The organism is Ruania suaedae, from assembly GCF_021049265.1.
Lineage (GTDB): Bacteria > Actinomycetota > Actinomycetes > Actinomycetales > Beutenbergiaceae > Ruania > Ruania suaedae.
Window position 1 is genome coordinate 3,341,963 of sequence record NZ_CP088018.1, and the last position, 25,196, is coordinate 3,367,158.

A 25,196-nucleotide genomic window follows, 5' to 3' on the forward strand; every position below is an offset into this window, starting at 1 on the left:
AAGCCGCCGCCACATTGGCGAATGCCCGGATCGCCACGCAGGGCGCGTGCGCCTATGCGGTGATGACGCCTGCCACGCGCGCCGCCTCATGACGGCTGCAGGGATCAGCGATCAGGCTCGGCTGCCGCGGCTGGTGTCTGTGACAGACCCGCCCAACCCGTCAGGGCGGCGTCAGCAGTACGTAACACGACCCTCACGTGGCGTTGCGACGCACGATATGGACAGGCCGCCCATATTGTGCAATTGTACTTCGCGACAAACTGTTCGCATCGTCATGGGAGTCGGTCAACGTGGATCGTTCGGAGTCGAGAGGCCCCAGTCGCCGCAGTGTGCTGGTCGGAGGGGGAGGGCTGATCGGATCGGTCCTGCTGGTTCGTGGGCAGGGACGCGCGCACGCGGCGCCACAGCATCCGCAGGAACCGCTCCCGGACGCCCTGCGTCGACTCGACAAGCCCGGTTTGGTGGTCTCAGAGGCAGGCGGTATCGAGGGCAACGGCTACCGCATCCGCTTCCACAAAGCGGTGTGGGACGGCGGCCACACGATCCTGCGTGACATCGAGATCGCAGACGATGGTGGGTGGAGGCCGGTGAACGACCCGACCCGACGCTTCGATGAGCAGTGGGTGATCCTTCGTTCGGACGAGCCCGTGCCGCTGGACTACTACGCTACGGCTGACCCACTTTGGGTCGGCTTCGATTCGGTCGAAATTCTCGACTCCGCATCGGCAAGACTTGTCGCGAGTGCGGGTGAGGAGTTCGAGTTCAGCGTCGTGTGGACGCTGACGGGCTCGGATCCGATCGCGCAGGTCGAACTCATCGCCGGCCGGCGTGCGCAGCATGTGATCGGGTATCAGGCGACCGATATTCGCGACCGGCAGGACATCAACGAGGTGCTCTGCGGTTCTCGTCAGCACGCGCGAGTGATCACGACCGCCGAGTCGCTCGGCGCGTGGGAACTCTTCGCTCCCATGTCATTGCGGGAAGCCGGGAACGAACGACCGCTCACCTGGGGTGTCTTCGCGCCCGCACACGATCTCGCCTTCGAGCACGAGCGCCACAACCAGCGATGGAACCAAGCCTTCGGGATGAGTTTGCGAAATGACGATCGGGGGGTCCAGCCGGTCATGTACGCGCCGCAGGCCGGTGAGCGTGCGGAGCTCGATCCTGGCGATGCGATCAGCACGATGTTCGGGGTCGTGGCCCGCTCCGAACCGCTCACCCGAACCTTCGAGTACCTCGCGCGGGAGCAGTACGGATTGACGGACTATCGGGAGAACGTCTTCGATACGAGTCTCACGCAGACCGCCTTCAACATCATCGACCTGATCCAGACGAGCGAGCCCTCGACCGAGGCGGGTGGGTTCGTGGCGTCGCCGAGTGGTTGGTGGGATCGAGCCAAGTCCTTCGTCGACCCGGAGTTCGACAACACCACCAAGACCACGACGGCCGGCGCGCTGCTCGGCGCGGCCCTCCTGACCCGGGACCACAGCCTCTACGCCGACCGGGCGAGACCGATGATGGAGTTTCACGTCTCTCGCGAAGACCACGCGTGGAGCCCCATCCCGGGAACGATGACCACCGGTTCGCGGTCCTACACCGAGATCGGGCATGTACCACGTGGATTGAGTGCCGTCGCGGCGATGTGGCACCAGACACGCGGGACCGCTCCGGGTCTGTACGCGCTCGCACTACGCGAGGCGAATGACCTCGACGCAACGGGAGCCACACCCATGACGAACCCGCTCATGGCGTGGAAGCTCACCGGTGACCGGGCGCACCTGGCTCGCCTTCGAGCCGAAGCGCGTCGGTACGTACGGCAGTGGATGCCCGAGCCGTACTCCACCAACGAGCCCGACAATGTCTTCCAGTACTACTACAGCAAAGCATGGACGGAGATCCTTCTCGCCTATGAGGAGACCGGCGATCGCGAGCTGCTCGAGGCCGCGCACGTCGAAGCGCGGCGATTCGTCACGCAGACCCAGGTGCGCCCGGTCCCGTCGGGTGATGTCACGGTGCCGACCGACGACATCATCCTCAATCAGTTCAATCGCTGGGACGGGGGGCGGGGAGTCTACGACTACCCGCGAACCGAGGTGGAGGACGACGACGTTCCCGCCTGGGTCGTGGCGACATCGGGCCTGACCTTCGAGCAGTTGAGCACCTACAAGATCGACGGCCCGCACCCGGGAGGTGGGTTCAGTCTGATCCCGATGTGGGCGCCGTATCTGCTGCGACTGGCGTCCTTGTGCGATGACGACCTGCTCCGGGATGTCGCTCACAATCTGGTCGTCGGGCGGTGGACGAACTATCCCGGCTACTACAACCGTCAACACATCGCGACTCACATGAAGCCCGACTTCCCCCACGAAGGGCCCAGTGGGATCTCAGCCGTCTACTACAACCACATCCCGGCACAACTCGCTCTTACTCTCCACTACCTGTTCGAGGAGGTGCGGCATCGTTCCCGTGGCGAGATCGACTTTCCCGGCCAGTTCGAATCGAACTACGTGTTCTTCCGCTTCAACACGTACGGGCACGAGCCGGGAGTGGTCTACGGAGATACGGGGGTATGGCCGGTCCTTGAGCCCGGCACCGTGACTTTGGACAATGCACAGATCAACTGGGTGGGCGGGCAATCGTCCGACGCATATCACCTCGTCCTGCTCAATGAGAGTCAGTCGGAGGAGGAGGTCACAGTCCGCTTCGGGGGGCGCCTCGAAGGTACGCGCGTGGGGCGCGGTGTTCTCCGTCCGAGGCGAGGAAGGATTCGCGCTGACGGGGCGAAGTCGTCGCGCCCGGTTGTCATCCGTAACGACAGTCTGACGGTCGATCTCACGGCCCGGGGGATGGCCGTCATCACGCTCGAGGATGTCTCGGACGGGCTCATCCACTACGCCCCCGAACGAGTCGACTACCGCGGTCGGATGGGGTACCACTTCGACGAGGAGAACGAGCGCGGAGTGGTGCGCGCCATGCTGATACCGCGGCCCGACTTCAGCGGTTACGACGCCTACGTGCAGATCGCGACGACGTCGGTCGCTGAATTGGACTATCGAATCGGTGAAGGTGAAAGTCACAGGGTCGTTCCTGCGAACTATCCGAACGAGTGGACAGTTTTCGTGGAGCCGATGGCGGAGACCTTCGAGTTCAACATCGAGGTGGACGGTGGTCTCGTCTACGACGAGCCCGTGTCATTGCGGTTGTCGAGCAGGATCACCGGAGCGGTCCCGGACGATACCCTTGCAGAAGGCGAGGCGACGGGGCCCGCGAGTACGACGGCAGGCGATGACGTCGACGTGACCGTGCGGGTACGCACGGCCTCGGAGCCGATCTCACCCCTGCGCGTCGATCTCGACCTTCCCTCGGGATGGTCCCGCACCGATGGCGACGAGTCGAATACACCGGCTGCCGGGGACGAAGCGACGTGGGTGTGCGGCGTCTCCATTCCCGCCGATGGTGCCCCGGGTCCGTACGAGATCCCGGTTCGAGTTCTGGGGGATGAGGTGTCGTTGGATCTTGAACCATGGCGGGTCGAGGTACTTCCTTCGGTCCTTCTGACTGCTATCGCAGCATCACCCATGATCCTGGAACGCCCGGGCGATCCGGTCGAGATGCGGTGTTCGGTGCTCAACCTCTCGCCCGTCGATCGCTCCGTCCGCGTCGCGATCCAGCTACCCGTCGGTTGGTCGGCGATGCAGGTCGAGCACGACGTGGAGGTCCCCGCACGTCAGGAGTTCGAACTTGTCGTCCCGCTGACCTCGCCGCTCGGCGCCGAGCCTGGATCGCGTCACCAGATCGTGGCACGGCTCTCCGACGGCTCCTCTCGCAGCGTGACGGTGAACGTGCCCTCGCAGGAGACGATCGTGGACAACGAAGACCCCTGGCCCCGCTACCGCGAGACGGGGTACTGGAACACCACGGGATTCACCGGGAGCTTCAGCGGCACCAGCCGGTGGAGCGCTTCCGGTCGCCTCGGCGGCACCGCCCGGTGGGCGCCGCAGATTCGCGAAGCGGGGCGCTACCAGGTTGCGCTCTGGTACCCCTCGAACGAGGAGACCACCACTGCAGCGACCTACGTGATCCGTCACGCAGAGGGCGAAGAAGTTCTAGCGGTGAATCAGCAGGAGAACGCCCGGGCGTGGAACGTGATCGGTGAGTTCAATTTCGCGCAGGGCGACGACGGATGGGTAGAGCTGCGAGTCGAGAGCGAGGGGTACCACCGCGCGGACGCCGTCCGATTCGTCCCGCTGGCCCACGAACCTGGCGGAGCGAAGTCACTTCGCTTCGCGGCGACCCTTCCTGGCGAACCGAGTGCAGGTGAGATCCTGGTCTCCGGCGGCTCTGCGGGATTCACCGGCGAGGTGAACCTCGACGTCCCAGCCGGTTGGACGGTTGATCCAGGTCTACTGGAAGTCGAGGTGGCTGCGGACGGGGAGCGCGCTTACGAGGTTCGCGTGACGCCTCCAGCCGGCCTGACCTCGGCGGTTGCGCAGGAAGTGCGGGTCCGGGAGGCGCCCGACGTCAGGGCCGCCGTCCACGTCGGCGACCTGCCGTTCGAGCCGCTCGGGCCCGGTGACCCTCGCTACGAGGAGACGGGAAGTTGGTCCAACAGCGGCCTGGCCGACCACGACGGTGGACCCTCCCGTTACGCGGGAGGCACCACTATGGCCGCTGCTCGTTGGCTCCCGGACCTGGCCGAGGCCGCCACCTACGACGTGATCGTCTGGTGGCCCGGGCCCGGGTCATCGACGAATCGAGCCGTCTACGAACTTCAGACGGAGGCAGGTCTGGTCACCTTGACCCGAGATCAGGGCGTGGACGACGGAAGGTGGGTCTCTCTCGGGCTGTTCGAGCTGGGCCGGCAGGGCGCCGGGCTCACACTGACCGCCCAGCACCCAGGTCACCATCGTGCGGCGTCCGCACGCTTTGTCAGGGTCGTCCCGCTCTAGGTGTACCCGGCCATGAGGTTGGTGGCAGCGGGCGTGTCGAGATGGACGACGAGACCCCCTCGGTGGACTGCGGGTGTCGTGAGTCCGCAGCACCAGGAGGTTCGTGAGTACCACCGTAGTGCTAGAACCACGTTCCAGGGTCGGCTGCTGTCGCTCGGCCCGGTGCGCTACCTTCGCCCGGGCCCGACGCCCCTACAACAACGCCCGCGCCGTCCTCGCATCGGTGATCAACGTCGTGACCCATCCCCCCGCGAGCGCCCCACGCACCGGCTCCACCTTCCGCTCCCCACCGGCGATCCCGATCCGCCGCGGGATCCGCCGGAAGTCCTCGACCGGCACCGAGATCGTCCGCGCGTCCACGTCGCCCTCGATCGCCGACCCGTCCACCCGGAACACCCGGTGGCAGATGTCCCCCACCGCGCCGTCGGCCAGCAAGGTCTCACGATCGGCCGCATCGAAAGCGTTCCCGCTCTCGGCCAGCAGGTCACTCGGGTCGATGCTGCCGATGCCCACCACCGCGGCCGTCAGCTCGCGCCACCGCTCCATCACCGCCTGCAGTCCGGGCTCACGCAGCAGACTGTCCCGGGTCCCGCGATCGGCCACCACGCCCGGCGCCTGCACGTAGTACGCCTGCCCGCCCAGCATCCGCGCCAGCTCACTCGCCAGCCGCTGGGCCTGGGTCTGCACCTCGGGCACCCCGATCCCACCGAGCAGCTGGACCACCTCGCTCACCGTCGGCGTCACCGACGGACGCATCCGGTCCAGCGTCGCGAGCAGCGTCTGGCTCCAGGAAGCGATGCCCACCCGGTCGGCCCCGGAGAAGGCCGTCTCCAGGTACGCCGCCCCCGCTCCCCCGATGGCCGCGATCTGCTCGGCCTCGTCGGCGTCGTCCTCGACATCCACGATCACCGCCTCGGCCAGCCCGAACGCGCGCTCCAGCTCGGCCTCGAGCTCGGTGTGCAGACCCGGCGCGATGCTGACCGTCGTGCGCACCACCCCCAGCTGCGTCGCGCGCTTGAGCAGCCGCGAGACCTTCGCCTGCGAGAGCCCGAGCGCCTCGGCGATCTGCGCCTGGCGCACGCCTTGCTCGTGGTACATCACCGCCACCTTCGTCAGCTGCCGTAGCTGGACGTCGATCGGCGGACCGTATCGTGAGGGCATCGCTGCTCCTTCCCCAAGTGGCTTGCAAGTCTATTCGTAGTTGAATGAATTGCGCCAGCATCTGCCGCACCATTAGGCTCGCACCGTTCTCACCACGAAGGAGTGTCGACGATGATCGTCGGAGTGACCGGCAGCTCGGGCAAGCTCGGCAGCGCCACCGTGACCCACCTGCGCGAGCACGGGAACGAAGTCATCGGCTTCGACCGATCGGGCGCCCCCGGCCCCGGCTTCACCCAGGTCGACCTCGGCGACTACGGCCAGACTCTCGACGCGCTGCTCGGCGTCACCGCCCGCCACGGCGGCCTCGACGCGCTCGTCCACCTCGCCGCCATCCCGGTCAACGGCATCGTCCCCGACGCCGCCACCTTCGACGCCAATGTCGGCGCCACCTTCCACACCCTCTTCGCCGCGCACCGCGCCGGCATCCGCACCGTCGTCTTCGCCTCCAGCATCACCGCGATGGGCTTCCCCTTCGACGAGTCACCACCTTCACTCCCGGTGGACGAAACCTTCACCCGCGCGCACAACACCTACGGCCTCGGCAAGGTGGCCGAGGAGGCGATCGCGGCCCAGCTCACCGGCTGGGGCGAGGGCACCTCGCTCACCGCCCTGCGCTTCACCAACGTGGTCGCCCCCGATGAGTACGCCACCTTCGAACGCGCCGGCGAGCCTGGCTACCGGCGCGACCTGCTCGGCTCCTGGGTCGACTCCCGCGACGGCGCCCTCGCCGTCCGGCTGGCCCTCGAAGCCGCCACGCCGGGCTTCCGCGTCTACAACGTCGCCCACCCCGAGTCCGGCACGCAGGCGCCCTCGCGTAAGGTTGCCGAGCGCTGGTTCCCCGGCACCCCGGTGGCCGAGGACCTCGGTGAGTACGAGTCGCTGATGTCCGTGCGCAAGATCCAGCGCGAGCTCGGCTTCGCTCCCCAGCACGACTGGCGCTGAGTACCCTCGAGCACGTGGAGGACAGGGCGTGAGCAGGGTCGGCATCCGTGATGTCGCCCTTCATGCCGACGTCGCGACCGGCACCGTCTCGAACTACCTCAACCACCCCGAACGCGTCTCGCCCGAGACGGCGCGCCGTATCGCCGCCGCGATCGAGATCCTCGGCTTCGTGCCCAGCCAGGCCGGCCGGCAGTTGCGCTCGGGGACCAGCCGGCTGATCGGCTACCTCGCCCCCGACATCTCCAATCCCTACTTCACCGAGATCGCCGAGAGCGTCGAACGCGGCGCCGCCACCCGCAACGTCTCGGTGCTCTTCGCCGACTCCCACCGCAGCCGCGCCCGCGAGGACGCCTACCTCTCCGTCTTCGAGGAGCACCGCGTGCTCGGCCTGTTCGTCTCCTCGCACGAGCCGATCGAGGACAGGCTGGCGCAGGTGCGCCGGCGCGGGACGCCGTCGGTCCTCGTGGGCCAGCAGGCCCTCCACCCCGACCAGCCCTCGGTCTCCGTCGACGACGTCTCCGGCGGCCGGCAGGCCGCCGCCCACCTCATCGATCGCCGACGGCGCAGACTCGCCTTCGTCGGGGGCCCGCTCACCATCGCCCAGGTCGCCTCCCGCCTGACCGGGGCGAGCGCCGCCGTCAGCGGTGGCGGTGCCGGGCTGGAGATCATCGACACCGCCGACCGCACCGTCGAGGCCGGGCGGCGGGTGGGTGCCCAGCTGCTCGACCGCGCCGCCGGCGCCCGCCCGGACGGGATCCTCGCCGTCAACGACCTGGTCGCACTCGGCCTCATGCAGACGCTCGTGCACGGGGGCGTGCGGGTGCCCGAGGACGTCGCGATCGTTGGCTACGACGACAACGAGTTCGCCGAGGCCTCCCTCATCCCGCTCACCAGCGTCCGCGGCCGGCACGAGGAGTTCGGGAGAAGCATGATCGACCTGCTGTTCGAGGCGATCGCCGGAGAGTTCTCCGGGCAGGTGCACCGCACGTTCGAGCCGACGCTCGTGGTCCGCGCGAGCACGGCGGCGGGTGCCGGGACGTCGGGGCGCTCGGGTGACTGAGGCATCGGGGCATTCGGCAGGCGATGCCGGGACCAGTGTGGTCCCCTGTGTTCATGAGAATCACGAGCATCCTCCGAGCAGCCCAGGGCGCGCTCCGATCGGAGAAGGGGCGCCGGACCGGTCGCTCCGTCACCGACAAGGTCGCCGGGCAGGCGCGCAAGGTGGCCGGCGACAAGCACGCCTCGAAGATCGACTCGGCGCAGCAGGCCGCGCACGACTACATCGACAAGCAGGGCGGCCGCGGCACGGGCGAGCCCGGGTCCGGGCCCCCTCCGCGCGGCTGAGCACCACGCCTCACTCGAGCGTCTGCGCCACCCAGCACGACGCGCCCAGGACCTTCGTGACCGTCCCGCTGGGCGTCGTCACGCGCACCTCCTGCGCCACCGGGTGCAGGTTCGCCAGCAGCACCCTCGTCCGTACGCCGTCCGTGCTGCCAACCGCCCAGAGCAGCCCGTCGGGGCTGTCACCGCTGAGCAGCTGCGTCGTCGGGCCGCCGGCAAGACCGAGCAGCGCCTCGATGGCCTCCGCCACGGGGTACGGCGTGCCGTCGGCAGCCACCACCCCACGCGGGCCCCACTGTTCGAAGTAGCTGATCGAGGCGACGCCCGGCACCGCGAGCGCCGCGGCGCTGGCGATCGTCCAGGCCGCGAGCTCGGGAGCGTGCTGGCGCGCGTCGGTGGCGTCGGCGAGCGCCGGGCCGTAGCCCTCGGCCAGGTCCGTGCGGGTGGGTGAGGCGTGGTCATGGTCGGCGACGGCGTTGAACGGAGGGCGCAGGGTGACCGGGCCGATGTGCACGCCCGATCCAGCGGCGAGCGTCACCATCCGTCGCGCGAGGATCCGCTGCATCGCCACCGACTCCACCAGCTGCGGGGTGCCCAGGTCGTGGAAGAGCGGTGACATCGCCGCCGCCAGCCCGTCCAGGTCGCCAGGGAGCCGGTCCAGCCCGCGGTTGAGCTCGGTGAAGTGCGACCGGGCGCCGCCGACCACCGGCAGGTCCAGGCCGGCGGCCTCCAGTTCCCCCAGCAGGAGCGCGATGGTGGCCACATCCGAGACATGCCGCGGCGACCCGCCCGCGTAGGCACCCACCCGCAGCACAGTCTGCCCGACCAGGCCGGCGACGGCGGAGCGCACCTTCTCGGGGTGGTGCGGGTCCAGCACGAGCCGTACGTCCAGCGGGTGCCCGCTCCCGACGGCGCGCTCGAAGGCCGCCCGCCAGGTCGCCGTCCGTAGGTCGAGCTCGACCAGCAACGGCACGTCCGGCGCCAGGCCCGTCGACGCGGGAGCCGGGCCCGGTGCCGTGGCCGCGCCGAGCCCGAACTGCGGGAGAGGCCCGCCGGGGGTGAGGTCGATGACGGGCGGACCCTGCGCCGTCGTGGGCGGTGCCGGCGGGAGGCCGGCGGCTGGCCTCACGCTGAGCGTGAGGCGGTGCCGGATACGTTCCCCCGCACCGACCCGGTAGGGGAAGGGCAGGGAGAGGGGGCGGTTGTAGGTCTTGAAGGAGGCATCGGTCCAGTTGCGCTGGTCCTCCATCTCGAACACATCGCCGTCGAGCTCCAGTTGCGCCCGCAGCCCGCCCTGGTCCCAGGCCAGGCCGGCGATGTCGCGTGCGGGCTGATGGGGTGCGGGATCGTCGGGGAACGTGGTGGGCGAGCGGGCGGCGTCGGGGTGGCGAACGGTGAGCGGTGTGCCGGCCAGGGCCGGCGGGTGGAGCACGATCAGCCCGGCGCGGTTGGTCCACAGCTCCTCGGCGGGCTCCAGCTCCACGGTGGCGGTGAGCCGGTCGCCGTCGATCTCGGCGTGCAGGGTGCCGGTGATCTGTGGCTCGGTGGCCTGGAGGCGGACCGTGACCGAGGCGTCGGTCATGTCCACCGAGGTCACCGACCACGGCACGCTCACCCAGTCGGCCACCCGGACGATCGCGCGGATACCGCGCAGCAGCACCTGCCCGTCCACGGAGATCTCGGCGAGCTCACCGTCGCGGATGAGCAGTGCCCACCGCCCGCTCGCGAACGAGCGGGTCGGTGGCCACCACGCAGACGGCGACGCGGGCCCGCCCGCCATCAGCGCTCGATGGCGTCGAGGTGGAGCATGCGCGCGAGGTTCTTGTCGAGCTCGTCGTCGCGGAAGATCTTCTTCCAGTCCTCCTTGATGATCGACTCGCGGCCGTAGTCCATGGCGATCAGGCACGCGTCACTGAACGGGTTGTCCCCGCGCAGGCCGTTCGCGAGCGCCACCTGGGTGTGGCCGTAGAGGATGCTGCGCGCGGCGGCCTCGGGCACGCCCATGGTGTGCACGGCCTCCTGCAGTGCCTCGTTCAGCAGCTCGCCGATCATGCAGGCGACGGTCTCCACCAGGGTCGGCTCGAGCTGGGCGAGCTGCTTGACGGTGACCCAGTGCACGTCGACCACGGGGGCGTAGATGGCACGAACGGTGGTCTCCACCAGGGTCTTGACGGCGTCGTCCTCGGACTCGACGGCGGCGATCGCGTCCTGCGGGGCGGCGATGCCCCCGAAGGTGTCGGCCCACTCCTCGGGGGTCTGGCGCTGCAGGAAGACCGAGGGGTGGCAGGGGTGGGCGACGGCCTGGATGACGTCCTCGCGGGTGGCGAGCAGGCCGGCGTAGGCGGCGGCCGGGTCGAGCGTGAGCACCACGGCGCCGGCGCGCATCTGCGGCACCAGGTCGGCGGTGACCGAGGCGAGGGCCAGGTCGGGCACGGCGAGGACCACGATGTCGGCATCCTGGACCGCTGTCACGGCGTCCGTGAGCTCGCGGCCGGCCTCGAGGGTGCGCGCGCGCCCGCCCTCGGAGTTCTCCACGTACTTCACAGCATGGTCGGTGCGCACGAGGTTGTTGGAGACGCGCATCCCCATCTTCCCGCCGGCGCCGATGACGGCGATCGTGTACGTGTTCTCACTCATGTGGTGCTCCTCAGATAGTCGACGGCGGTCCGGGTCCATTCCCGTTCCGTGGCGATGGTGGTCTCGGGGTCGTCCTGCCAGGGCAGCCAGTGCTCGACGACCTCGTTGATGCCCCGCTCGCGCGGGCGGACGGTGCGCAGCAGGTGCGGGTAGTCGTGCAGGCCCGCGCCCATCGGCGCGCCGCTGTAGGTGAAGCCCACCCAGCCGGGCTGGCGGGCGAAGGCGTAGTCCTTCGCGTGCACCGCGCGGGTGAGATCGGCGGCCTGCTCCACGCAGATCTGCGGATTCTCCAACCGGGCGACGACGTTGCCCGGGTCCAGGCACAGGCCCAGGTTCTCGCTGCCCACGCCCTCGACCAGGGCGAGCAGGTCGGTGGTGGGCAGCTGCTCGTAGGTCTCCAGGGCGAGGGTGACGCCGGCGGCCTCGACGGCGGGCATCGTCTCGGTCAGCCACTGGTGGGCCTGCTCCAGGGTGGGGCGGGAGTCCGGCCCGTAGATCATGCTCCGGATGAGGGTGGCGTCGAAGACGGCGGCGATCTCGAGGAAGCGGGTCAGGTGCTCCGGCTCGATGCCCTTGGTGCCGAGCTCGATCACCAGGTCCAGGTCCTTGGCGGCCGCGGCGGCATCGGCGAGCTCGGCGTTGTCCATGTCTTCCAGCGGTGCGTAATCGCAGATCTGGTGCAGCCCCACGCCGAGGTCACGGGTGGCCTGGAAGGACTCCGTGAGCGTCATCGGCCGCGGGTTGCGGTCGGAGAGCTGCCAGAAGAAGGCATAGGTGCCGAGTCCGATCATGAGCCCATTTTGGCGAACCGGTTGACCAATTGCAAGAGCACGGGGCGTCGTGCCGGTAGCCTCGTGCCCATGCCAGCCAGCGACCGTTCCGCCGAGATCACGGCGTCCCTGGGCTCACTCCCGGGCACCACGCCGGTCTCGGAGGTGGCGCGGTTGCTGCTGGACCTGTTCACCGGCGGCTCGTTCGAGCCCGGCACCCGCCTGCCCGCCGAGCGCCAGCTCGCCACCACCCTCGGCGTGGGGCGCTCCGCGGTGCGCGAGGCGCTGGCCGCGCTGGAGATCCTCGGTATCGTGCACGTGCGGCCGGGTTCGGGCACCTACCTGCGCGGCACCGCCAGCACGCTGCTCCCGCGGACCTTGCGGTGGGGGCTGCTGATCGGCGAGAAGAGCACCGCCGAGCTGCTCGAGCTGCGCTCGGGGCTGGAGACGCAGGTGGCCGAGCTCGCAGCGAACCGCGCCGGCGAGGAGGACCTGGCAGAGCTACGTGGCTCGCTGGACCGGATGCGCGAGCGCACCGGCGATCTGGCAGCGTTCGCGCGCGCCGACCACGACTTCCACGACCACCTCGCCGCCGCCTCGAAGAACGAGACGATCGTCGATCTGCTGCACGTGGTGCGCTCGCTGCTGCAGGTCTACGCCGACCGGGCCGTGCACGACGAGGCGTCGGCCCTGCTGGCCCTGAGCGAGCACGAGTCCGTGCTGGCGGCGATCACGGCGCAGGACGGCGGCGCTGCGGCTGCGGCGATGGCGGTGCACATGGCCACGGCGAACCGGCGCCTCGCCGAGGACCCGGGGGCGGGAGACCACCTGGACTCGCCGCCCCCGGGTGCGACAATGACTCCATGAGCTTCCTCATCAAGGTCCTCATCAACGGCATCGCCCTGTGGCTCACCTCGCTGTGGATCACGGGCGTCGACTTCCGCACCGACGGCACCACGCTGAACACCGTGATCGTGATCGCCGCGGTCGCGCTGCTGTTCACAATCGTCAACGCGATCGTCAAACCGCTGGTGAAGTTGGTCTCGATCCTCTTCTACATCCTCACCCTGGGGCTGTTCTTCCTGGTGGTGAACGCGTTGATGCTGTTGCTGACCAGCTGGCTGACCGGGTTCACCGACTACGGGCTCACCGTCGACGGCTTCTGGACGGCGGTGCTCGCCGGCCTGATCATCACGATCATCGCGGTCATCCTGACGCTGGTGCTGCCGGACGGGCGCAAGAAGGAGAGCCGCTGAGCTCGATCGCGGTCCGGCTCAGGACTCCGAGCGCATCGACTCCACCCAGGCGTCGAGGTTCTGCTGCACCTCCTCGTCGGTGCGCGGCGTCGTGCGCGTCATGAGGGTCCAGCGCACGCCGTACGGGTCCTGGATGGAGGCGAAGCGGTCCCCGGTGACGGCGAAGTCGTCGGCCTTCTCGCGCACCCGGGCACCGTGCTGCTCGGCGAGCGCCAGCGTGGCGTCGACGTCGGGCACGTAGATCGCGAGGCTGAAGGCGGCATTGTCGCTGGTGGGGTCGTTGGCGACCGCACCGAAGACCGCGTTCGGGTCCATGACCGTCATGCGCCCCGTGCCGAGGTCGAGTTCGCAGTGCCACACGCCACCGTCGGGACCCTCCATCCTGGTGACGACGTGGGCACCGAACACGGTGGCGTAGAACTCGATCGCCTCACGTGCGGGCGAGACGACGAGGAGCGGTGACAGAGTGCTGTAGCCGGCAGGGCGATAAGAAGTATCCATGGCTCCAGCATCCAGAGGATCTGTTCGATGACGCTTGGACATCCGCGACAACCTCCCCTCGGCCCGGAACCAACCGCGCGGGACGGTGCGGTGCTGTGGCCGGCTGCCGGCCAGGAGGTGTTCAGCAGCCAACGCCTCGCCCTTCCCGAATCGCTCGAGATCGTGGCCTCGCACTACTGGTCGGTGGCCTGGCGCCGCCCCACGACCGTCCCCTTCCGCCAGCAGGTGCTCGGCCACCCGGTCACCCACCTCACGGTCGAGGCCGCGGACGGCGGGCGACTTCACGGTATGCAACTGCCCGGCGCGCTCGTGCACGGTCTCGTCACCAGGGTCTTCACCATCGACCTCCCGGTGGCCGGCCGGGTTGCCGGCCTGGCCTTTCTGCCCGGGGGGATGGCTGCTCTGCTCGACGTCGATGTCCGCGACCTCAACAACCGCGTAGTCCCCGCCGAGGCGATCTTCGGAGAGTCCGTCGGCGACCTCGCCGCCCACGTGCTCGCCGAGCCCGACGACGGCGCCCGCCGCGACCTCTTCGCCGACGCTCTCGCCGAGCGTCTGGGTCCGCAGCGGGAACGGATCGCCCACGATTCCGGCTACCGCCTCACGCGTGAGGCGATCGCGTTGATGCGTTCCCGGCAACAGGTGACCCTCGCCCCGGTCGCCGAACAGTTGCACGTCTCCGGACGCACCCTGCAGCGCCTGTTCAGCCGGTACGTGGGCGCCTCACCCCTGTGGGTGCTGCGCCGGTACCGGCTCCAGGACGCCGTCGCTGCGCTCGATGCGGGCCGAGCTGGAAGCCTCGCGGAGCTGGCGGCCGCACTCGGGTTCGTCGATCACGGCCACTTCACGCGAGCATTCACCGCCGTCGTCGGCGTACCGCCGTCGCAGTACCGCCCCGCTCATGCAGGGGGTACGGAGCGAGCGTGAGTGGTCCTGGCCGGGAAGCCGGTAGCCGCTCACTCATCCCGCCTGATCTGGTAATAGATCGTCTCCGTCGTCACCTCCCCCGTGGCCAGCACCTCGGCCGACTGCGCGCGCCAGCTCTCGATCGCCGGATCGGCACTGGCATCGATGAGCACGCCGGTGCGCGCGAAGGCCGGCAGGTCGTGAGACTCCCCGATGTGGTTGACCTCGCCGTCGGCCGCCAGCGGGGAGCCGGAGAGCGAGCGGATGACGTTCACGCGGTTGCCGGCCACCGGGTTGGGCTCGTTCGCGAGATTCCCGACCACGTCCTCCTCGTGCTCGACATGCAGCACCGCCACCCCCTCGGGGGTGGGCAGCTGGCCGACCGGTCCGCCGAACGTCACGGCGGAGCGGATGTCGAAATCGGCGCGCACGGCCGGGTCGTTGGCCATGTTCATCACGATCATCCCGCCCTGGGAGTGACCGGTCAGCAGCACCGGCTCGTCCGGTTGCGCCCCCGCGGCCCGCAGCGCCTCGACGACGCCGTTCTGCGAGGCCGCCTCCTGCCCGGTGTAGAGGCGCAGGTTGGAGTTCCAGTCGAGCGGGTTGGGATTGCGGATCGCACCGGCCAGCCGGTCACCTGCCTGCTGCAGCACCGGCCCCGCCAGCGCGGGTGCACCGGGCAGCACGCCCGGCACCAGCCGCGGCGCCGGGGCGTTCCGGGCCAGCGGTGCGAGCCCGGCCAGCGGGGTCATGGCCAGCCCCACCCCGAGTGCCCGCGGGACGAAGGGCACCGTCGCCGGCCGCGGATCGTCCCAGGAGGTCTCGGTGCCGGGCACGTAGACCTGCCAGGAGGCGTTGCCCTCCGTATCGGTGACCCGGTCGAGGCGCACCGTCCCCTCCGGGAGGGCGTCGGAGATCCGCGGGACGCCGAGCCCGACCGCCATGTCGGCGGTCCCCGCCGCCGCCCTGGTCACCGGCACCCGCAGCCGGCCATTCACCACCTGTGGCGTGGGATAGACCCGCTGGATGGCCACCCCGGTTCCGGTGCCCAGCAGCAGCCCGGTGGTCCAGCTCAGCCCGGAGGCCAGCAGCACCGACCTGTTGACGTCCTCGAACCCGGGAACGACCCAGTCCAGCAGGGGTCCGCCGGTCGCGGTCCAGCTCATCTCCTGCAGGAAGTAGCCCATCCCCGCTCCGGTCGGCGTCAGCTGCCCACGCTCGGCCGCCAGGCCCATGTTCCCCGCCGCGATCGCTGCCAGCCGTGGCAGCGCCCAGGGCAGCACGTCCAGCCCGAGCAGCCAGGGCACCGGCCGGGCCGCACCGGTCAGCGAGCGCGGCAGCGTGAAGGCCGAGCCCTGGCGGACCTCGCCCTCGGCCCGCTCGTACTCCTGCCGGGCCAGCTCCAGGGCCTCGGCCAGGTCACCGGCCTCACGTGCCGCGGTCAGCAGGCTGCCCTTCGCGAAGCCGCACTGGGTCTGCGCATCCGCCCCGGTGCCGGCGGCCAGCGCCGTGGTGGCACGCACGGCATCCTGCGCGCTGCGCACCAGACCGTAGATCTCGTGCAGCCGGTCCTCGACCGCGCGGGACTTCGCCGTCAGGGCCACCAGCTCGCCGGTGTCGGTGTCGATCGCCGTGCCGGAGACCACCAGCTGCTGAGCCGCCACTCGCCGCCAGTAGCCGTCCCGGGTGCCGTCCGGGACCTGGTCGATCCCACTCATACCGGAACCGGCGCGCCGGTCAGCAGCGCCTGACGGACGTGGTCGAGCGCGAGTTCGTGCCCCCGGGCGGAGGCCGTGGCGGCGTCGAGGACGTCCGCGGCGGACTCGATAGCACGCGCCAGGTCCCGCACCCGGCGGGTGTACTCCCGGGCCGCCGGCGAGCGCCAGTGATCGGGTTCGAGCGCCGCTGCGGCGGCGCTGACGTCGCGCGCCTGCGCGGCCGCGGTGGCCAGCGTCAGGGACGGGGTCAGGGTGGCGGGTGCATAGGGCAGGATCAGGGGCGATCGCACGGCTGGGTTCATGGGCTCCTCCACGTCTCGCCCCGACGCTAGGCAGGCCCTGCCCTCCCCGGACGTGCCCTGCGGTGGGGCTGTGGACGGAGGTGCACCGGCCCGGCTCGCCCCCCGGCGGCGCTCCTCGGCACAATGGCAGGCATGGGATACCGGATCAGCGTGGTGTGCACGGGCAACATCTGCCGCTCGCCGATGGGCGAGGCCGTCCTGGAAGACGCCTTCGCGGCGGCCGGACTGGCCGATGGCGTCGAGGTGGTCTCCGCCGGCACGGGGGCCTGGCACCTCGGCGATGATGCTGACGAGCGGACCCTCGCGGTGCTGGAGGCCCACGGTCACCGGTTCGAGGGGCACGTCGCCAGCCAGTTCTCGGCCGACGACTTCGCCGACCTCGATCTCGTCCTGGCCCTCGACCGCGGCCACGAACGGGACCTGCGCCGCCTCGCCCCGGACGAGAGCGCGCGCGCCAAGATCCGGCTGCTGCGCAGCTTCGACCCCGACGCACCGCACGGCGCCGAGGTCGCCGACCCCTACTACGGCGAACAGCAGGACTTCGAGACGGTCTACGCGCAGGTGAGCTCCGCCGTCGAGGGCCTCGTCCGGTACGTACGCGAGACACGGGAGCGGTGATGGAGACCTTCCGCAAGACCGACTTCCCGCAGCCGGAGGCCGCCCTCGCCGAGGCGGACGGGTTGCGATGGCTCGCAGCCGCCGACGGCGGAGCCCGGATCGCCGAGGTCCGTCACGCCGAGCCCGGGGTGCTCGAGCTCGAGCGGGTCGCCGACGGCCGCGGCTCACCGGCCCACGCGCGCGAGTTCGGGGCGGCGCTGGCGCGCACGCACGCCGCCGGGGCGCCCGCCTTCGGGTATGTGCCGGGTGAGACCACCGGCTTCATGGCGGGTGCACCGATGCCGGGCAGCAGCACTACCGAGAGCTGGGGCGAGTTCTACGCCGAGGCGCGGGTGCTGCCGTTCCTGCGCCGCGCGCAGGCGAGCGGAGCGTTCGGCGAGCGGGACGTGGAGGTGATCTCCGCCGTCGCCGAGCGGTTGGCGGCCGGGGAGCTCGACCACCCGCAGCCGGCACTGGTGGAGGGGGTGGCGCGGCTGCACGGGGATCTGTGGAGCGGGAACGTGCTGTGGTCGCCCGGCGGCGTCGTGCTGATCGACGCCACCGCGCACGGCGGGCACGCCGAGACCGACCTGGCGATGCTGGACCTGTTCGGCGCCCCGCACCTGGAGGAGATCCTCGCCGGCTATCAGGAGGTCTCGGCGCTGGCGGAGGGCTGGCGGGGCCGGGTCGCGCTGCATCAGCTCAACCCGCTGCTGGTGCACACGGTGCTGTTCGGCGGCGGGTACGCCCAGGCCGCAGTGTCGGCGGCCGGGCGTTACGTGTGAATCCATGTGAATCGGGCGATACCATCGGCCCATGGCTGGTGATGGAGGCGCCCTGATCCCCGAGCAGCGGCGCGAGCGGCTCCTCGGCCTGCTGGAGCGGGAGATCGTGCTCTCGGTCCGCCAGCTCACCGACCTCCTGGGCGTCTCCCACATGACGGTCCGGCGCGACATCGCGACCCTGGAGGCCGAGGGGCGCGCCGTCTCCGTCGCCGGTGGGGTGCGCGCAGCCGGCCGGGTGCGCGCCGAGCCCAGCTACGCCGTCAAGGCCGTCACGGACGTGGGCCTCAAGGCGGCCATCGCTCGTCAGGCCGCTGCTCACCTGCGGCCGGGGGCCACGCTCTTCCTGGACGCCGGCACGACCGTCGGTGCCCTGGTGCCGCACCTGCTGGAGGTCGGCGACCTGACGGTCGTGACGAACGACTTCACCACGCTGGCGCGTCTGATGGACACCGAGATCGCGCTCGTGCACGTCGGCGGGCGGGTGGAGTCACGCAACCGCTCCAGCGTCGGGCGGCTGGCCGCCGCCACCCTGGGCTCGCTCAACGTCGACGTCGCCTTCCTCAGCGCGAGCTCGTGGGACGGCGCCCGCGGGGTGACCACGCCCTCGGAGTCCAAGATCGAGCTCAAGCAGACCGCGCTGCGGGTCACCTCCGCGGCCGTCCTGCTCGCCGACACCACCAAGTACGGCACCTTCAGCGTGCACCGCGTGGCCGCGCTGGAGGACTTCGACGAGGTCATCACCGACGACGGCCTCGACGACTCGATCCGGCAGGACCTGGCGGAGCGCGGCGTGCGCCTGACGACGGCGGCCGCCGAGCCGGCAGAGTCGGTTCCCTCCGGTCGGTCCGCTCAGCCCGTCGAGGCGGCCCAGGGCGTGCCGTAGCGGGCGGCGAGCCCGAGCAGGCGGTGCTCCTCGAGCACCCGGCCGCGACCGCCGAGCAGCATCGTCACCCGCGCCGCCTCCTCGATCTCGACCGCGCCGGCGATCGCCTCCGCGAACGTGCCGCCGGCCACGACCGGCCCGTGGTTGGCGAGCAGCACGGCCCGCACCGGCTGGCTGAGGGCCTCGATCGCCTCCGCCTGCGCGCGGTCGCCCGGGTCGGCGTAGGGCACCAGCGGCACCTGCCCGAGCTTCATCGGCAGGTACGGGGTGTAGGGCGGCAGTGCGGTGCGCGCATCCCACGGTTCCAGGCAGGAGGCGGCCACGGCGTGGACGCTGTGAGTGTGCACCACCACGGCCGTGGCGCCATCGCGCCGGTACATGGCGCGGTGCAGCCACACCTCCTTGGAGGGCTTCGGGCCGCGGAGATGGCGCCCGTCGAGGTCGACCACGGACAGCGCGCTGGCCTCGAGCTCGTCCAGCGGGATCCCGCTCGGGGAGAGCAGGATCCTCTCCCCGTCCCTGGCGCTGAGGTTGCCGGAGGTGCCGGGCGAGAGGCCCGCGGCCACCAGCCGCCGGCCCGCCTCGACCAAGGACGGTGCGTCAGTCATCGAGCACCTCCCAGGCCCGCGTGAGGAAGTCCGGACCGCCGAAGTTCCCGGACTTCAGGGCCAGGGCGAAGGTGCGCGGTTCGTCCCCAGCGCTGTGCACCTCGGCGCGCGACCAGCACACCCCGGCTGCGATCGGCGGGCCGATCTCCAGCACCTCCACCCCCAGCGCGGCGGCGACGCTGCCCGAGGTCTCCCCGCCGCCGATCACCAGCCGGCGGACGCCGTGGTCGGCGAGGGCGGCGGCGAGATGGCCGAAGAACTGCTCGAACCACTGGGCTTGGGCAGGATCGGCGTCGCCGCGGGGCCGGGCGGCATGCACCACCACCGGGGTGGGGCCGGCGAGCTCGAGGCAGCGCTGCGCCGTCGCGGTCGCCGCCTGCTCGGCGGGGGCGGTGGAGTACTCGATCGGCAGGACCGGTTGCCCGGCGGCCTCGGCGGCGCGCAGCTGCTCCCGGCTGGCCTCGGACTGACTTCCCACGAGACTCACCGACGGGCCGTCCGCACTCACAGCCACCCCCGACGGCGGCCCGGTCACCGGCCAGGCCGTCACCAGCCCGGCGGCCCCCGTGGTCAGCGTCAGATCCGCCGTGGCCTCGTGCACGCGTTCGAGATCGGCCTCCTCGACGGCGTCCATCACGATCGCTCGGGCGCCCGCCTCGGCCTGCTGCTCCAGGGCTGCCCGGGCGTCGCGGCGGACCTCGTCCAGGCCGACCCAGCCGACGGCGTGGCCGGTGGGATCGTCCAGCTGCGGCGCGAGCAGGAGGCGGACGTCGCTCTCGCGCATCGGGTTCAGGGGATGGTCGCGCATCGCGGTCTCGGCCAGCGGGGTGCCGTGCACGCGCAGGATCGCGCCCTCGACGGTGCGGCCGGTGGCCGGGAACGAGGGGACGACCACCGTCCACGGCGCGCCGGTCTCGGCGAGCATCGCCTCCAGCACCGGGCCGATGTTGCCCTGGGGCGTGGAGTCGAAGGTGGAGCAGTACTTGAACATGAACCGCTCCGCGCCGATCCGCCGCAGCGCACGGACGGCCGCGACGCTGCGCGTCACCGCCTCCTGCACGAGCGCCGACCGGATCGGCAGCGCCACCACGACGACGTCCGCCGCGCGCAGGTCACCGCGCGTCACGTCCGCGGGGACCCCGAGGCAGACCACGGCCCGCCGGCCGCGGCTCGCGGCGGCGATCGCCAGGTCGGTGGCACCGGTGAGGTCGTCGGCGACGACGCCGACGCGGGAGCGAGTCGTCATGTGACGAGACGATACAGCAGTTGACGATTGTGTTAACTCACGGCTATTTTCGTTCTAATCTTCACAACCTTCTGATCGACGCAACGAGGCGAGGAACGTATGGCCGATCCATCCGCACCGATCCGGGTAGCCGTGAGCGGCGCCGCCGGCGGGTTCGCGGGCACGCTGCTCCCCCACCTCGAGGAGCAGGCCGACCTCGAGGTGACCGTCCTCCTCGACCGGGACGTGGACGCCGCCCGGCGGCTCGCCGAACGCCATGGCGGCCCGCAGGTGCTCGCCGACCCGGCCGAGTTGGACCCGGGCCGCTACGACGTGCTCGTCGAGGCCACCGGTCACACCGCCACGGGCCACCGCAGCGCGGCGAGCGCCATCGCCGCCGGGCGCAGCGTGGTGATGGTGACCAAGGAGACGATGGCGACGACGGGCCCGGCACTCACGCGGGCCGCGGCCGAGGCGGGCGTGCGACTGCTCAGCGCGGACGGCGACCAACCGGCGAACCTCGCCGCCCTGCTCGCCTGGGCACACGCTCGTGGCCTGCGGGTCGTCGCGGCCGGGAAGGCCGCCGAGTACGACGTGGTGCTGCACCCCGACGGATCCGTCGGCCACGACGCGGCCAGGGTGCCCGACCCCGGCCTGGCGCAGGCGTGGGGCCGCGGCGAGCGCACGGTCGCCGATGTGCTCGCCGCCCGCGCCGACGCCCTGCGCGGCCTTCCACTGCGCAGCGCCGCCGATGTGTGCGAGATGGTGCTGGCCTCGCACCTGACCGGCCTGCCTACCGACACCCCCGCCCTGCACTACCCGGCAGTGCGCCCGCACGAGCTCGCCGACGTCTACGCCGCCACCGAGGAGGGCGGGATCCGCACCGCTGCGCCCGTGCTCGACGTGGCCACCATGCTGCGCCGCGAGGACGAACCCAGTATCGCCGGCGGCGTCTTCGTGATCGCGCGAGTCCCGGACGCATCGACCGCGCAGGTGCTCGCCGGCAAGGGGCACGTGGTCAGCCGCGACGGGCGCTACCTGGCGGTGATCTGGCCGCATCACCTGATGGGTCTGGAGACGGTGGCCACCATCCGGGCCGCCGCGGGTCGCGAGCAGGAGGGTCACCATGCGCCCCGCGAGCGCACGGGCCTCCCGCTCGCGGCGATGTACGGGGTGGCCGGTCACGACCTCAGCGCCGGCAGCCGGTTCGAGGTACGCGGTCACCACCACGAGATCGAGGGCCTCCAGGGGCGCATCAGCACCGGCCCGCATGAGGACCTGGCGCCCTTCTACCTGCTCGACGGCGCCGAGCTGCGCCACGATCTGCCGGCCGGCGAACCGGTCCGGCTCGGGAACATCCGCGGCATCGACCCGGACCTGCTGGCCGCCGCAACGAAGGGAGAAGGCCGATGACGCATCCCATCCGACGACGAGACCTGCTGCTGGCGGGGCTCGGTGGTGCGCTGGCCGCACCGGCCCTGGCCGGGTGCGCCGGTTTCACCGGCACCGCCTCGCGTGGCGAGGGCATCCGGTTCTGGAACCTGTTCTCCGGTGGGGACGGGGTGCTGCTGGACGGAATCGTGCAGGACATCGAGGAGGAGATCGGCCCGGTGCGCTCCACCGTGCTGGAGTGGGGTCAGCCCTACTACACCAAACTCGCCATGGCCTCCAAGGGCGGGCGGGGCCCGGACCTGGCGATCCTGCACCTCTCCCGCCTGCCCGGATATGCGCCCGGCGGGCTGCTCGAGCCGTTCGACCTCGACCTGCTCGCCGAGCTCGGCATCCGGCCCGAGGACTTCGACCCGGGACTGTGGTCGCGCGGGGCGGTCGGCGAGGACCAACTGGCCATCCCGATGGACACCCACCCGTTCATCACCTTCTACGACCGTGAGCTGGCCGACGCCGCTGGGCTGCTCACCAGCGAGGGAGTCCTCCGGGAGTTCTCCTCTGCCGAGGACTTCCTCGACGGGCTCGACGAGCTCGGCGAGACCAGCGGCATGACGCCGCTGACATTCGGCCACATCAACCACGACTCCCAGGCGTGGCGGATCTTCTGGTCCCTGTTCGCCCAGACCGGTGCCGAGTTCGAGCTGAGCGAGAGCGGCGCGGAGATCGACATCGACGGCGTGGAGCAGGTGATGGAGCTCCTCGGCGCGATGTTCGACGACGGCCGCGCCGAGCCCAACCTGCAGACCAATGCGGCGAAGTCGGAGTTCACCAACGGCCGCGCGGCGATGACCTTCTCCGGCGAGTGGGAGCTGGCCACCTTCCGCGACGTGGTCCCCAACCTCGGGGCCTCACCGTTCCCGACGATCCTGGGAGAACCGGCCGGCGCCTCGGACTCGCACGCCTTCGTGCTGCCGACCCAGCTCGCAGCCGACCCGGTCCTGCGCCGCCAGGCGCACGAGTTCGTCGCAGCCTTCCTGCAGGGGAGCCTGGACTGGGCCCAGGCCGGCCACATCCCCGCCTACCGGCCGGTCACCGAGACCGAGGCCTACGCCGAGCTGGACCCCCAGCGCGACTACGTCAGTGCCGGTGAGATCGCGGCGCTCGATCCGCAGGCCTGGTTCACCGGCTCCGGCTCGGAGTTCCAGCGCCAGGCCGGCTTCTCGATTCAGAACGCGATCCTCGGACAGGATCCGGCGCAAGCAGCGCAGGATCTCGTCGCCTACGTCGAGGAGAAGGCGGCAGAACCCGACCCGACGAGAGGAACGACGTCGTGACACGCCTTGAGAGCACCACCGGTGCACCCGCCGCGACGCCGGGCACCGCGACAGGCCGCTCGGGTCGCGCGCGCGACCGGCGCGCATGGTCCGGTGCGTGGTTCGTGGTCCCCTTCGGGATCTTCTTCGTGCTGTTCCTGGTCTGGCCGATCGTCTACGGCTTCTGGCTCAGCCTCACCGACGCCTCCCTGGTGGCGAGCGAGGCACCGGGCTTCGTCGGGTTCTCCAACTACGCGAACGCGCTCTCGGACGCGGAGATGTGGCGCTCGCTGTGGCACACGATCGCGTTCACGGCCATCAGCACCGTTCCGCTGGTGCTGCTGGCCCTGGTGATGGCGATCGCCGTGTACACCGGCATCCGCGGTCAGTGGCTGTGGCGGTTCGCGTTCTTCGCGCCCTACCTGCTGCCGGTGGCCACCGTGGCGATGGTCTGGACCTGGTTGCTCGAGGAGAACCTGGGGCTGGTCAACCAGACCCTGGCCTCACTCGGCATCGCCGGGCCCGGGTGGCTCTCGGAGGAGACCCCCGCGATGGCCTCGGTGGTGATCGCCACGGTCTGGTGGACGGTGGGGTTCAACTTCCTGCTCTACCTGTCCTCGCTGCAGAGCATCCCGACGCACCTGTACGAGGCGGCCGCGATCGACGGAGCCGGGCCGATGCGCCGGATCTGGAGCATCATGATCCCGCAGCTACGCGGCATCACCAGCGTCGTGCTGGTGCTGCAGCTGCTCTCCTCGCTGAAGGTCTTCGACCAGATCTACCTGATGACCAAGGGCGGGCCGGACGGGGCGACCCGGTCCCTGCTGCTCTACGTCTACGACACCGGCTTCACCGGATACCGCCTGGGCTACAGCGCGGCCATCTCCTACATCTTCCTCGCGATGATCGTGATCGTCTCCATCGCCCAGGCCCGCATCGCGAGCCGGAAGGGACAGCAGTCGTGACCGCCTCCCCCGTCACCGAGACCACCCGCGTTCCGCAGCCGCGCCAGGTGCCCCGGCGGTTCCGGCTGAGCACGCCGCACGAGCGACTCGTGCTCGGCAGCTCCTGGGGCCCCCGGATCATCACCTGGGTCCTCCTGCTCACCCTCGCCGGCACCTGGCTGATCCCGCTGGCCTGGGCGGTGAACACCTCGCTGAAGACCGAGGCCGACGCCGGCGCCCTGCCGCTCTCGTGGCTGCCACCGAACGGCTTCACCCTCGACGCCTATGCGGACGTGCTCGCAGCGGGCAACGTCCAGACCTGGTTCGTCAACAGCATCATCGTGGCAGTGATGGTCACGGTGCTGACGATGGTGATCTCCTCGCTGGCCGCCTACGCCTTCGCCCGGGTCCCCTTCCGTGGCCGGCGCACGATGTTCGCCCTCACCGTCGCCTCGATCATGGTCCCGCCGCAGATCCTGGTGGTGCCGCTGTTCCAGCAGATGGTGGACTGGCGCCTGGTGGACACCTACTGGTCGATCGCGCTGCCGCAGGTGATCGCGCCGATCATGGTCTTCATCCTGAAGAAGTTCTTCGACGGCATCCCCGGCGAGCTGGAGGACGCGGCGCGGATCGACGGCGCCGGCCGGCTGCGGGTCTTCCGCTCCATCGTGCTGCCGCTCTCCCGGCCGATCCTGGCCGCCGTCTCGATCTTCGTGTTCATCAACGCGTGGAACAACTTCCTGTGGCCGTTCATCGTCACCAGTGAGCCGGAGCTGATGACGCTGCCGGTCGGGCTGCCCAACGTGCTCAGCGCCTACGGGGAGGTCTACTCCCAGGAGATGGCCGTGGCCACGCTCGCCGGCCTGCCGCTGGTCATCGTGTTCATGCTGTTCCAGCGCCAGATCGTGCAGTCGGTGGCCACCACCGGCCTCGGCGGACAGTGACCGCACCCACCCAGCTCAGCCCCAC

General features: G+C 70.6%; 23 protein-coding genes. 14 read left to right on the forward strand and 9 right to left on the reverse strand.

What is annotated here, in order from left to right:
- The first annotated feature begins 290 nt into the window (after positions 1 to 290).
- Positions 291 to 4,949 (forward strand): golvesin C-terminal-like domain-containing protein, encoded by a 4,659-nt coding sequence (locus LQF12_RS15470; protein WP_231053793.1) that lies wholly within the window; start codon positions 291 to 293, stop codon positions 4,947 to 4,949.
- A gap of 192 nt (positions 4,950 to 5,141) precedes the next feature.
- Here the strand turns inward: LQF12_RS15470 and LQF12_RS15475 are convergent, their stop codons facing one another.
- Positions 5,142 to 6,110 (reverse strand): sugar-binding transcriptional regulator, encoded by a 969-nt coding sequence (locus LQF12_RS15475; RefSeq protein ID WP_231053794.1) that lies wholly within the window; start codon positions 6,108 to 6,110, stop codon positions 5,142 to 5,144.
- 111 nt (positions 6,111 to 6,221) lie between these two features.
- On the opposite strand from LQF12_RS15475, the gene LQF12_RS15480 reads away from it, so the two are divergent.
- The 3 genes from LQF12_RS15480 to LQF12_RS15490 are packed head-to-tail and all read left to right on the forward strand — an operon-like array spanning position 6,222 to position 8,396.
- Positions 6,222 to 7,052: an NAD-dependent epimerase/dehydratase family protein gene (locus LQF12_RS15480; protein ID WP_231053795.1), complete on the forward strand. Its 831-nt coding sequence runs from the start codon at positions 6,222 to 6,224 to the stop codon at positions 7,050 to 7,052.
- Positions 7,053 to 7,080: 28 nt separating this feature from the next.
- Entirely contained in the window at positions 7,081 to 8,112 is a 1,032-nt protein-coding gene (locus tag LQF12_RS15485; RefSeq protein ID WP_231053796.1) for a LacI family DNA-binding transcriptional regulator, read from the forward strand.
- A 53-nt stretch (positions 8,113 to 8,165) separates the two neighbouring features.
- On the forward strand, positions 8,166 to 8,396 hold the full coding sequence (locus LQF12_RS15490) for an antitoxin (protein ID WP_231053797.1): 231 nt from the start codon (positions 8,166 to 8,168) through the stop codon (positions 8,394 to 8,396).
- 10 nt (positions 8,397 to 8,406) lie between these two features.
- On the opposite strand, the gene LQF12_RS15495 is transcribed toward LQF12_RS15490, so the two are convergent.
- The 3 genes from LQF12_RS15495 to LQF12_RS15505 are packed head-to-tail and all read right to left on the reverse strand — an operon-like array spanning position 8,407 to position 11,821.
- Positions 8,407 to 10,173, reverse strand: a complete 1,767-nt coding sequence (locus tag LQF12_RS15495; RefSeq protein WP_231053798.1) for a D-apionate lactonase family protein — start codon at positions 10,171 to 10,173, stop codon at positions 8,407 to 8,409.
- A complete protein-coding gene (locus LQF12_RS15500) occupies positions 10,173 to 11,030 on the reverse strand; it encodes a phosphogluconate dehydrogenase C-terminal domain-containing protein (protein ID WP_231053799.1) in 858 nt (285 codons plus the stop codon). Before LQF12_RS15500 ends, LQF12_RS15495 begins: the two co-directional genes overlap by 1 nt.
- Positions 11,027 to 11,821, reverse strand: a complete 795-nt coding sequence (locus LQF12_RS15505; RefSeq protein WP_231053800.1) for a sugar phosphate isomerase/epimerase family protein — start codon at positions 11,819 to 11,821, stop codon at positions 11,027 to 11,029. The genes LQF12_RS15500 and LQF12_RS15505 overlap by 4 nt, the downstream gene beginning before the upstream one ends.
- A gap of 69 nt (positions 11,822 to 11,890) precedes the next feature.
- Here LQF12_RS15505 and LQF12_RS15510 point away from each other — a divergent pair, with 69 nt between their 5' ends.
- Together LQF12_RS15510 and LQF12_RS15515 are read left to right on the forward strand one after the other, a co-directional pair.
- Positions 11,891 to 12,667, forward strand: a complete 777-nt coding sequence (locus tag LQF12_RS15510; RefSeq protein ID WP_231053801.1) for a FadR/GntR family transcriptional regulator — start codon at positions 11,891 to 11,893, stop codon at positions 12,665 to 12,667.
- The gene (locus LQF12_RS15515; protein WP_231053802.1) at positions 12,664 to 13,056 is read left to right on the forward strand and encodes a phage holin family protein; all 393 of its coding nucleotides are present in this window, start codon (positions 12,664 to 12,666) and stop codon (positions 13,054 to 13,056) included. Before LQF12_RS15510 ends, LQF12_RS15515 begins: the two co-directional genes overlap by 4 nt.
- 18 nt (positions 13,057 to 13,074) lie before the next feature.
- Here the strand turns inward: LQF12_RS15515 and LQF12_RS15520 are convergent, their stop codons facing one another.
- A complete protein-coding gene (locus LQF12_RS15520; protein ID WP_231053803.1) occupies positions 13,075 to 13,557 on the reverse strand; it encodes a VOC family protein in 483 nt (160 codons plus the stop codon).
- Positions 13,558 to 13,647: 90 nt separating this feature from the next.
- Between LQF12_RS15520 and LQF12_RS15525 the strand changes: the two genes are divergently transcribed.
- A complete protein-coding gene (locus LQF12_RS15525) occupies positions 13,648 to 14,484 on the forward strand; it encodes an AraC family transcriptional regulator (protein ID WP_231053804.1) in 837 nt (278 codons plus the stop codon).
- A 29-nt stretch (positions 14,485 to 14,513) separates the two neighbouring features.
- Here LQF12_RS15525 and LQF12_RS15530 read toward each other — a convergent pair whose 3' ends face one another.
- Positions 14,514 to 16,181: a hypothetical protein gene (locus LQF12_RS15530; RefSeq protein WP_231053805.1), complete on the reverse strand. Its 1,668-nt coding sequence runs from the start codon at positions 16,179 to 16,181 to the stop codon at positions 14,514 to 14,516.
- Complete coding sequence (locus LQF12_RS15535; protein ID WP_231053806.1) at positions 16,178 to 16,483, reverse strand: hypothetical protein; 306 nt, start codon at positions 16,481 to 16,483, stop codon at positions 16,178 to 16,180. Before LQF12_RS15535 ends, LQF12_RS15530 begins: the two co-directional genes overlap by 4 nt.
- A gap of 132 nt (positions 16,484 to 16,615) precedes the next feature.
- Here LQF12_RS15535 and LQF12_RS15540 point away from each other — a divergent pair, with 132 nt between their 5' ends.
- Genes LQF12_RS15540 through LQF12_RS15550 form a run of 3 tightly spaced genes read left to right on the forward strand, consistent with a single transcriptional unit; the run spans position 16,616 to position 18,748 of the window.
- Positions 16,616 to 17,101: a low molecular weight protein-tyrosine-phosphatase gene (locus LQF12_RS15540; RefSeq protein ID WP_231053807.1), complete on the forward strand. Its 486-nt coding sequence runs from the start codon at positions 16,616 to 16,618 to the stop codon at positions 17,099 to 17,101.
- Entirely contained in the window at positions 17,101 to 17,865 is a 765-nt protein-coding gene (locus LQF12_RS15545; protein ID WP_231053808.1) for a fructosamine kinase family protein, read from the forward strand. The genes LQF12_RS15540 and LQF12_RS15545 overlap by 1 nt, the downstream gene beginning before the upstream one ends.
- A gap of 31 nt (positions 17,866 to 17,896) precedes the next feature.
- Positions 17,897 to 18,748: a DeoR/GlpR family DNA-binding transcription regulator gene (locus LQF12_RS15550; RefSeq protein ID WP_231053809.1), complete on the forward strand. Its 852-nt coding sequence runs from the start codon at positions 17,897 to 17,899 to the stop codon at positions 18,746 to 18,748.
- Here LQF12_RS15550 and LQF12_RS15555 read toward each other — a convergent pair.
- Entirely contained in the window at positions 18,715 to 19,356 is a 642-nt protein-coding gene (locus LQF12_RS15555; protein WP_231053810.1) for a class II aldolase/adducin family protein, read from the reverse strand. The genes LQF12_RS15550 and LQF12_RS15555 overlap by 34 nt on opposite strands.
- A complete protein-coding gene (locus LQF12_RS15560) occupies positions 19,349 to 20,602 on the reverse strand; it encodes a four-carbon acid sugar kinase family protein (RefSeq protein WP_231053811.1) in 1,254 nt (417 codons plus the stop codon). The genes LQF12_RS15555 and LQF12_RS15560 overlap by 8 nt, the downstream gene beginning before the upstream one ends.
- A gap of 99 nt (positions 20,603 to 20,701) precedes the next feature.
- Between LQF12_RS15560 and LQF12_RS15565 the strand changes: the two genes are divergently transcribed.
- From LQF12_RS15565 to LQF12_RS15580, 4 genes are read left to right on the forward strand one after another with little or no spacing between them, the layout of a single operon-like run.
- Positions 20,702 to 21,994 (forward strand): homoserine dehydrogenase, encoded by a 1,293-nt coding sequence (locus LQF12_RS15565; protein WP_231053812.1) that lies wholly within the window; start codon positions 20,702 to 20,704, stop codon positions 21,992 to 21,994.
- Positions 21,991 to 23,304, forward strand: a complete 1,314-nt coding sequence (locus tag LQF12_RS15570) for an extracellular solute-binding protein (protein WP_231053813.1) — start codon at positions 21,991 to 21,993, stop codon at positions 23,302 to 23,304. Before LQF12_RS15565 ends, LQF12_RS15570 begins: the two co-directional genes overlap by 4 nt.
- On the forward strand, positions 23,301 to 24,248 hold the full coding sequence (locus tag LQF12_RS15575) for a carbohydrate ABC transporter permease (protein ID WP_231053814.1): 948 nt from the start codon (positions 23,301 to 23,303) through the stop codon (positions 24,246 to 24,248). The genes LQF12_RS15570 and LQF12_RS15575 overlap by 4 nt, the downstream gene beginning before the upstream one ends.
- Positions 24,245 to 25,171, forward strand: coding sequence for a carbohydrate ABC transporter permease (locus LQF12_RS15580; protein WP_354004683.1), 927 nt, complete (start codon positions 24,245 to 24,247; stop codon positions 25,169 to 25,171). The genes LQF12_RS15575 and LQF12_RS15580 overlap by 4 nt, the downstream gene beginning before the upstream one ends.
- The last annotated feature ends 25 nt before the right edge of the window (positions 25,172 to 25,196 follow it).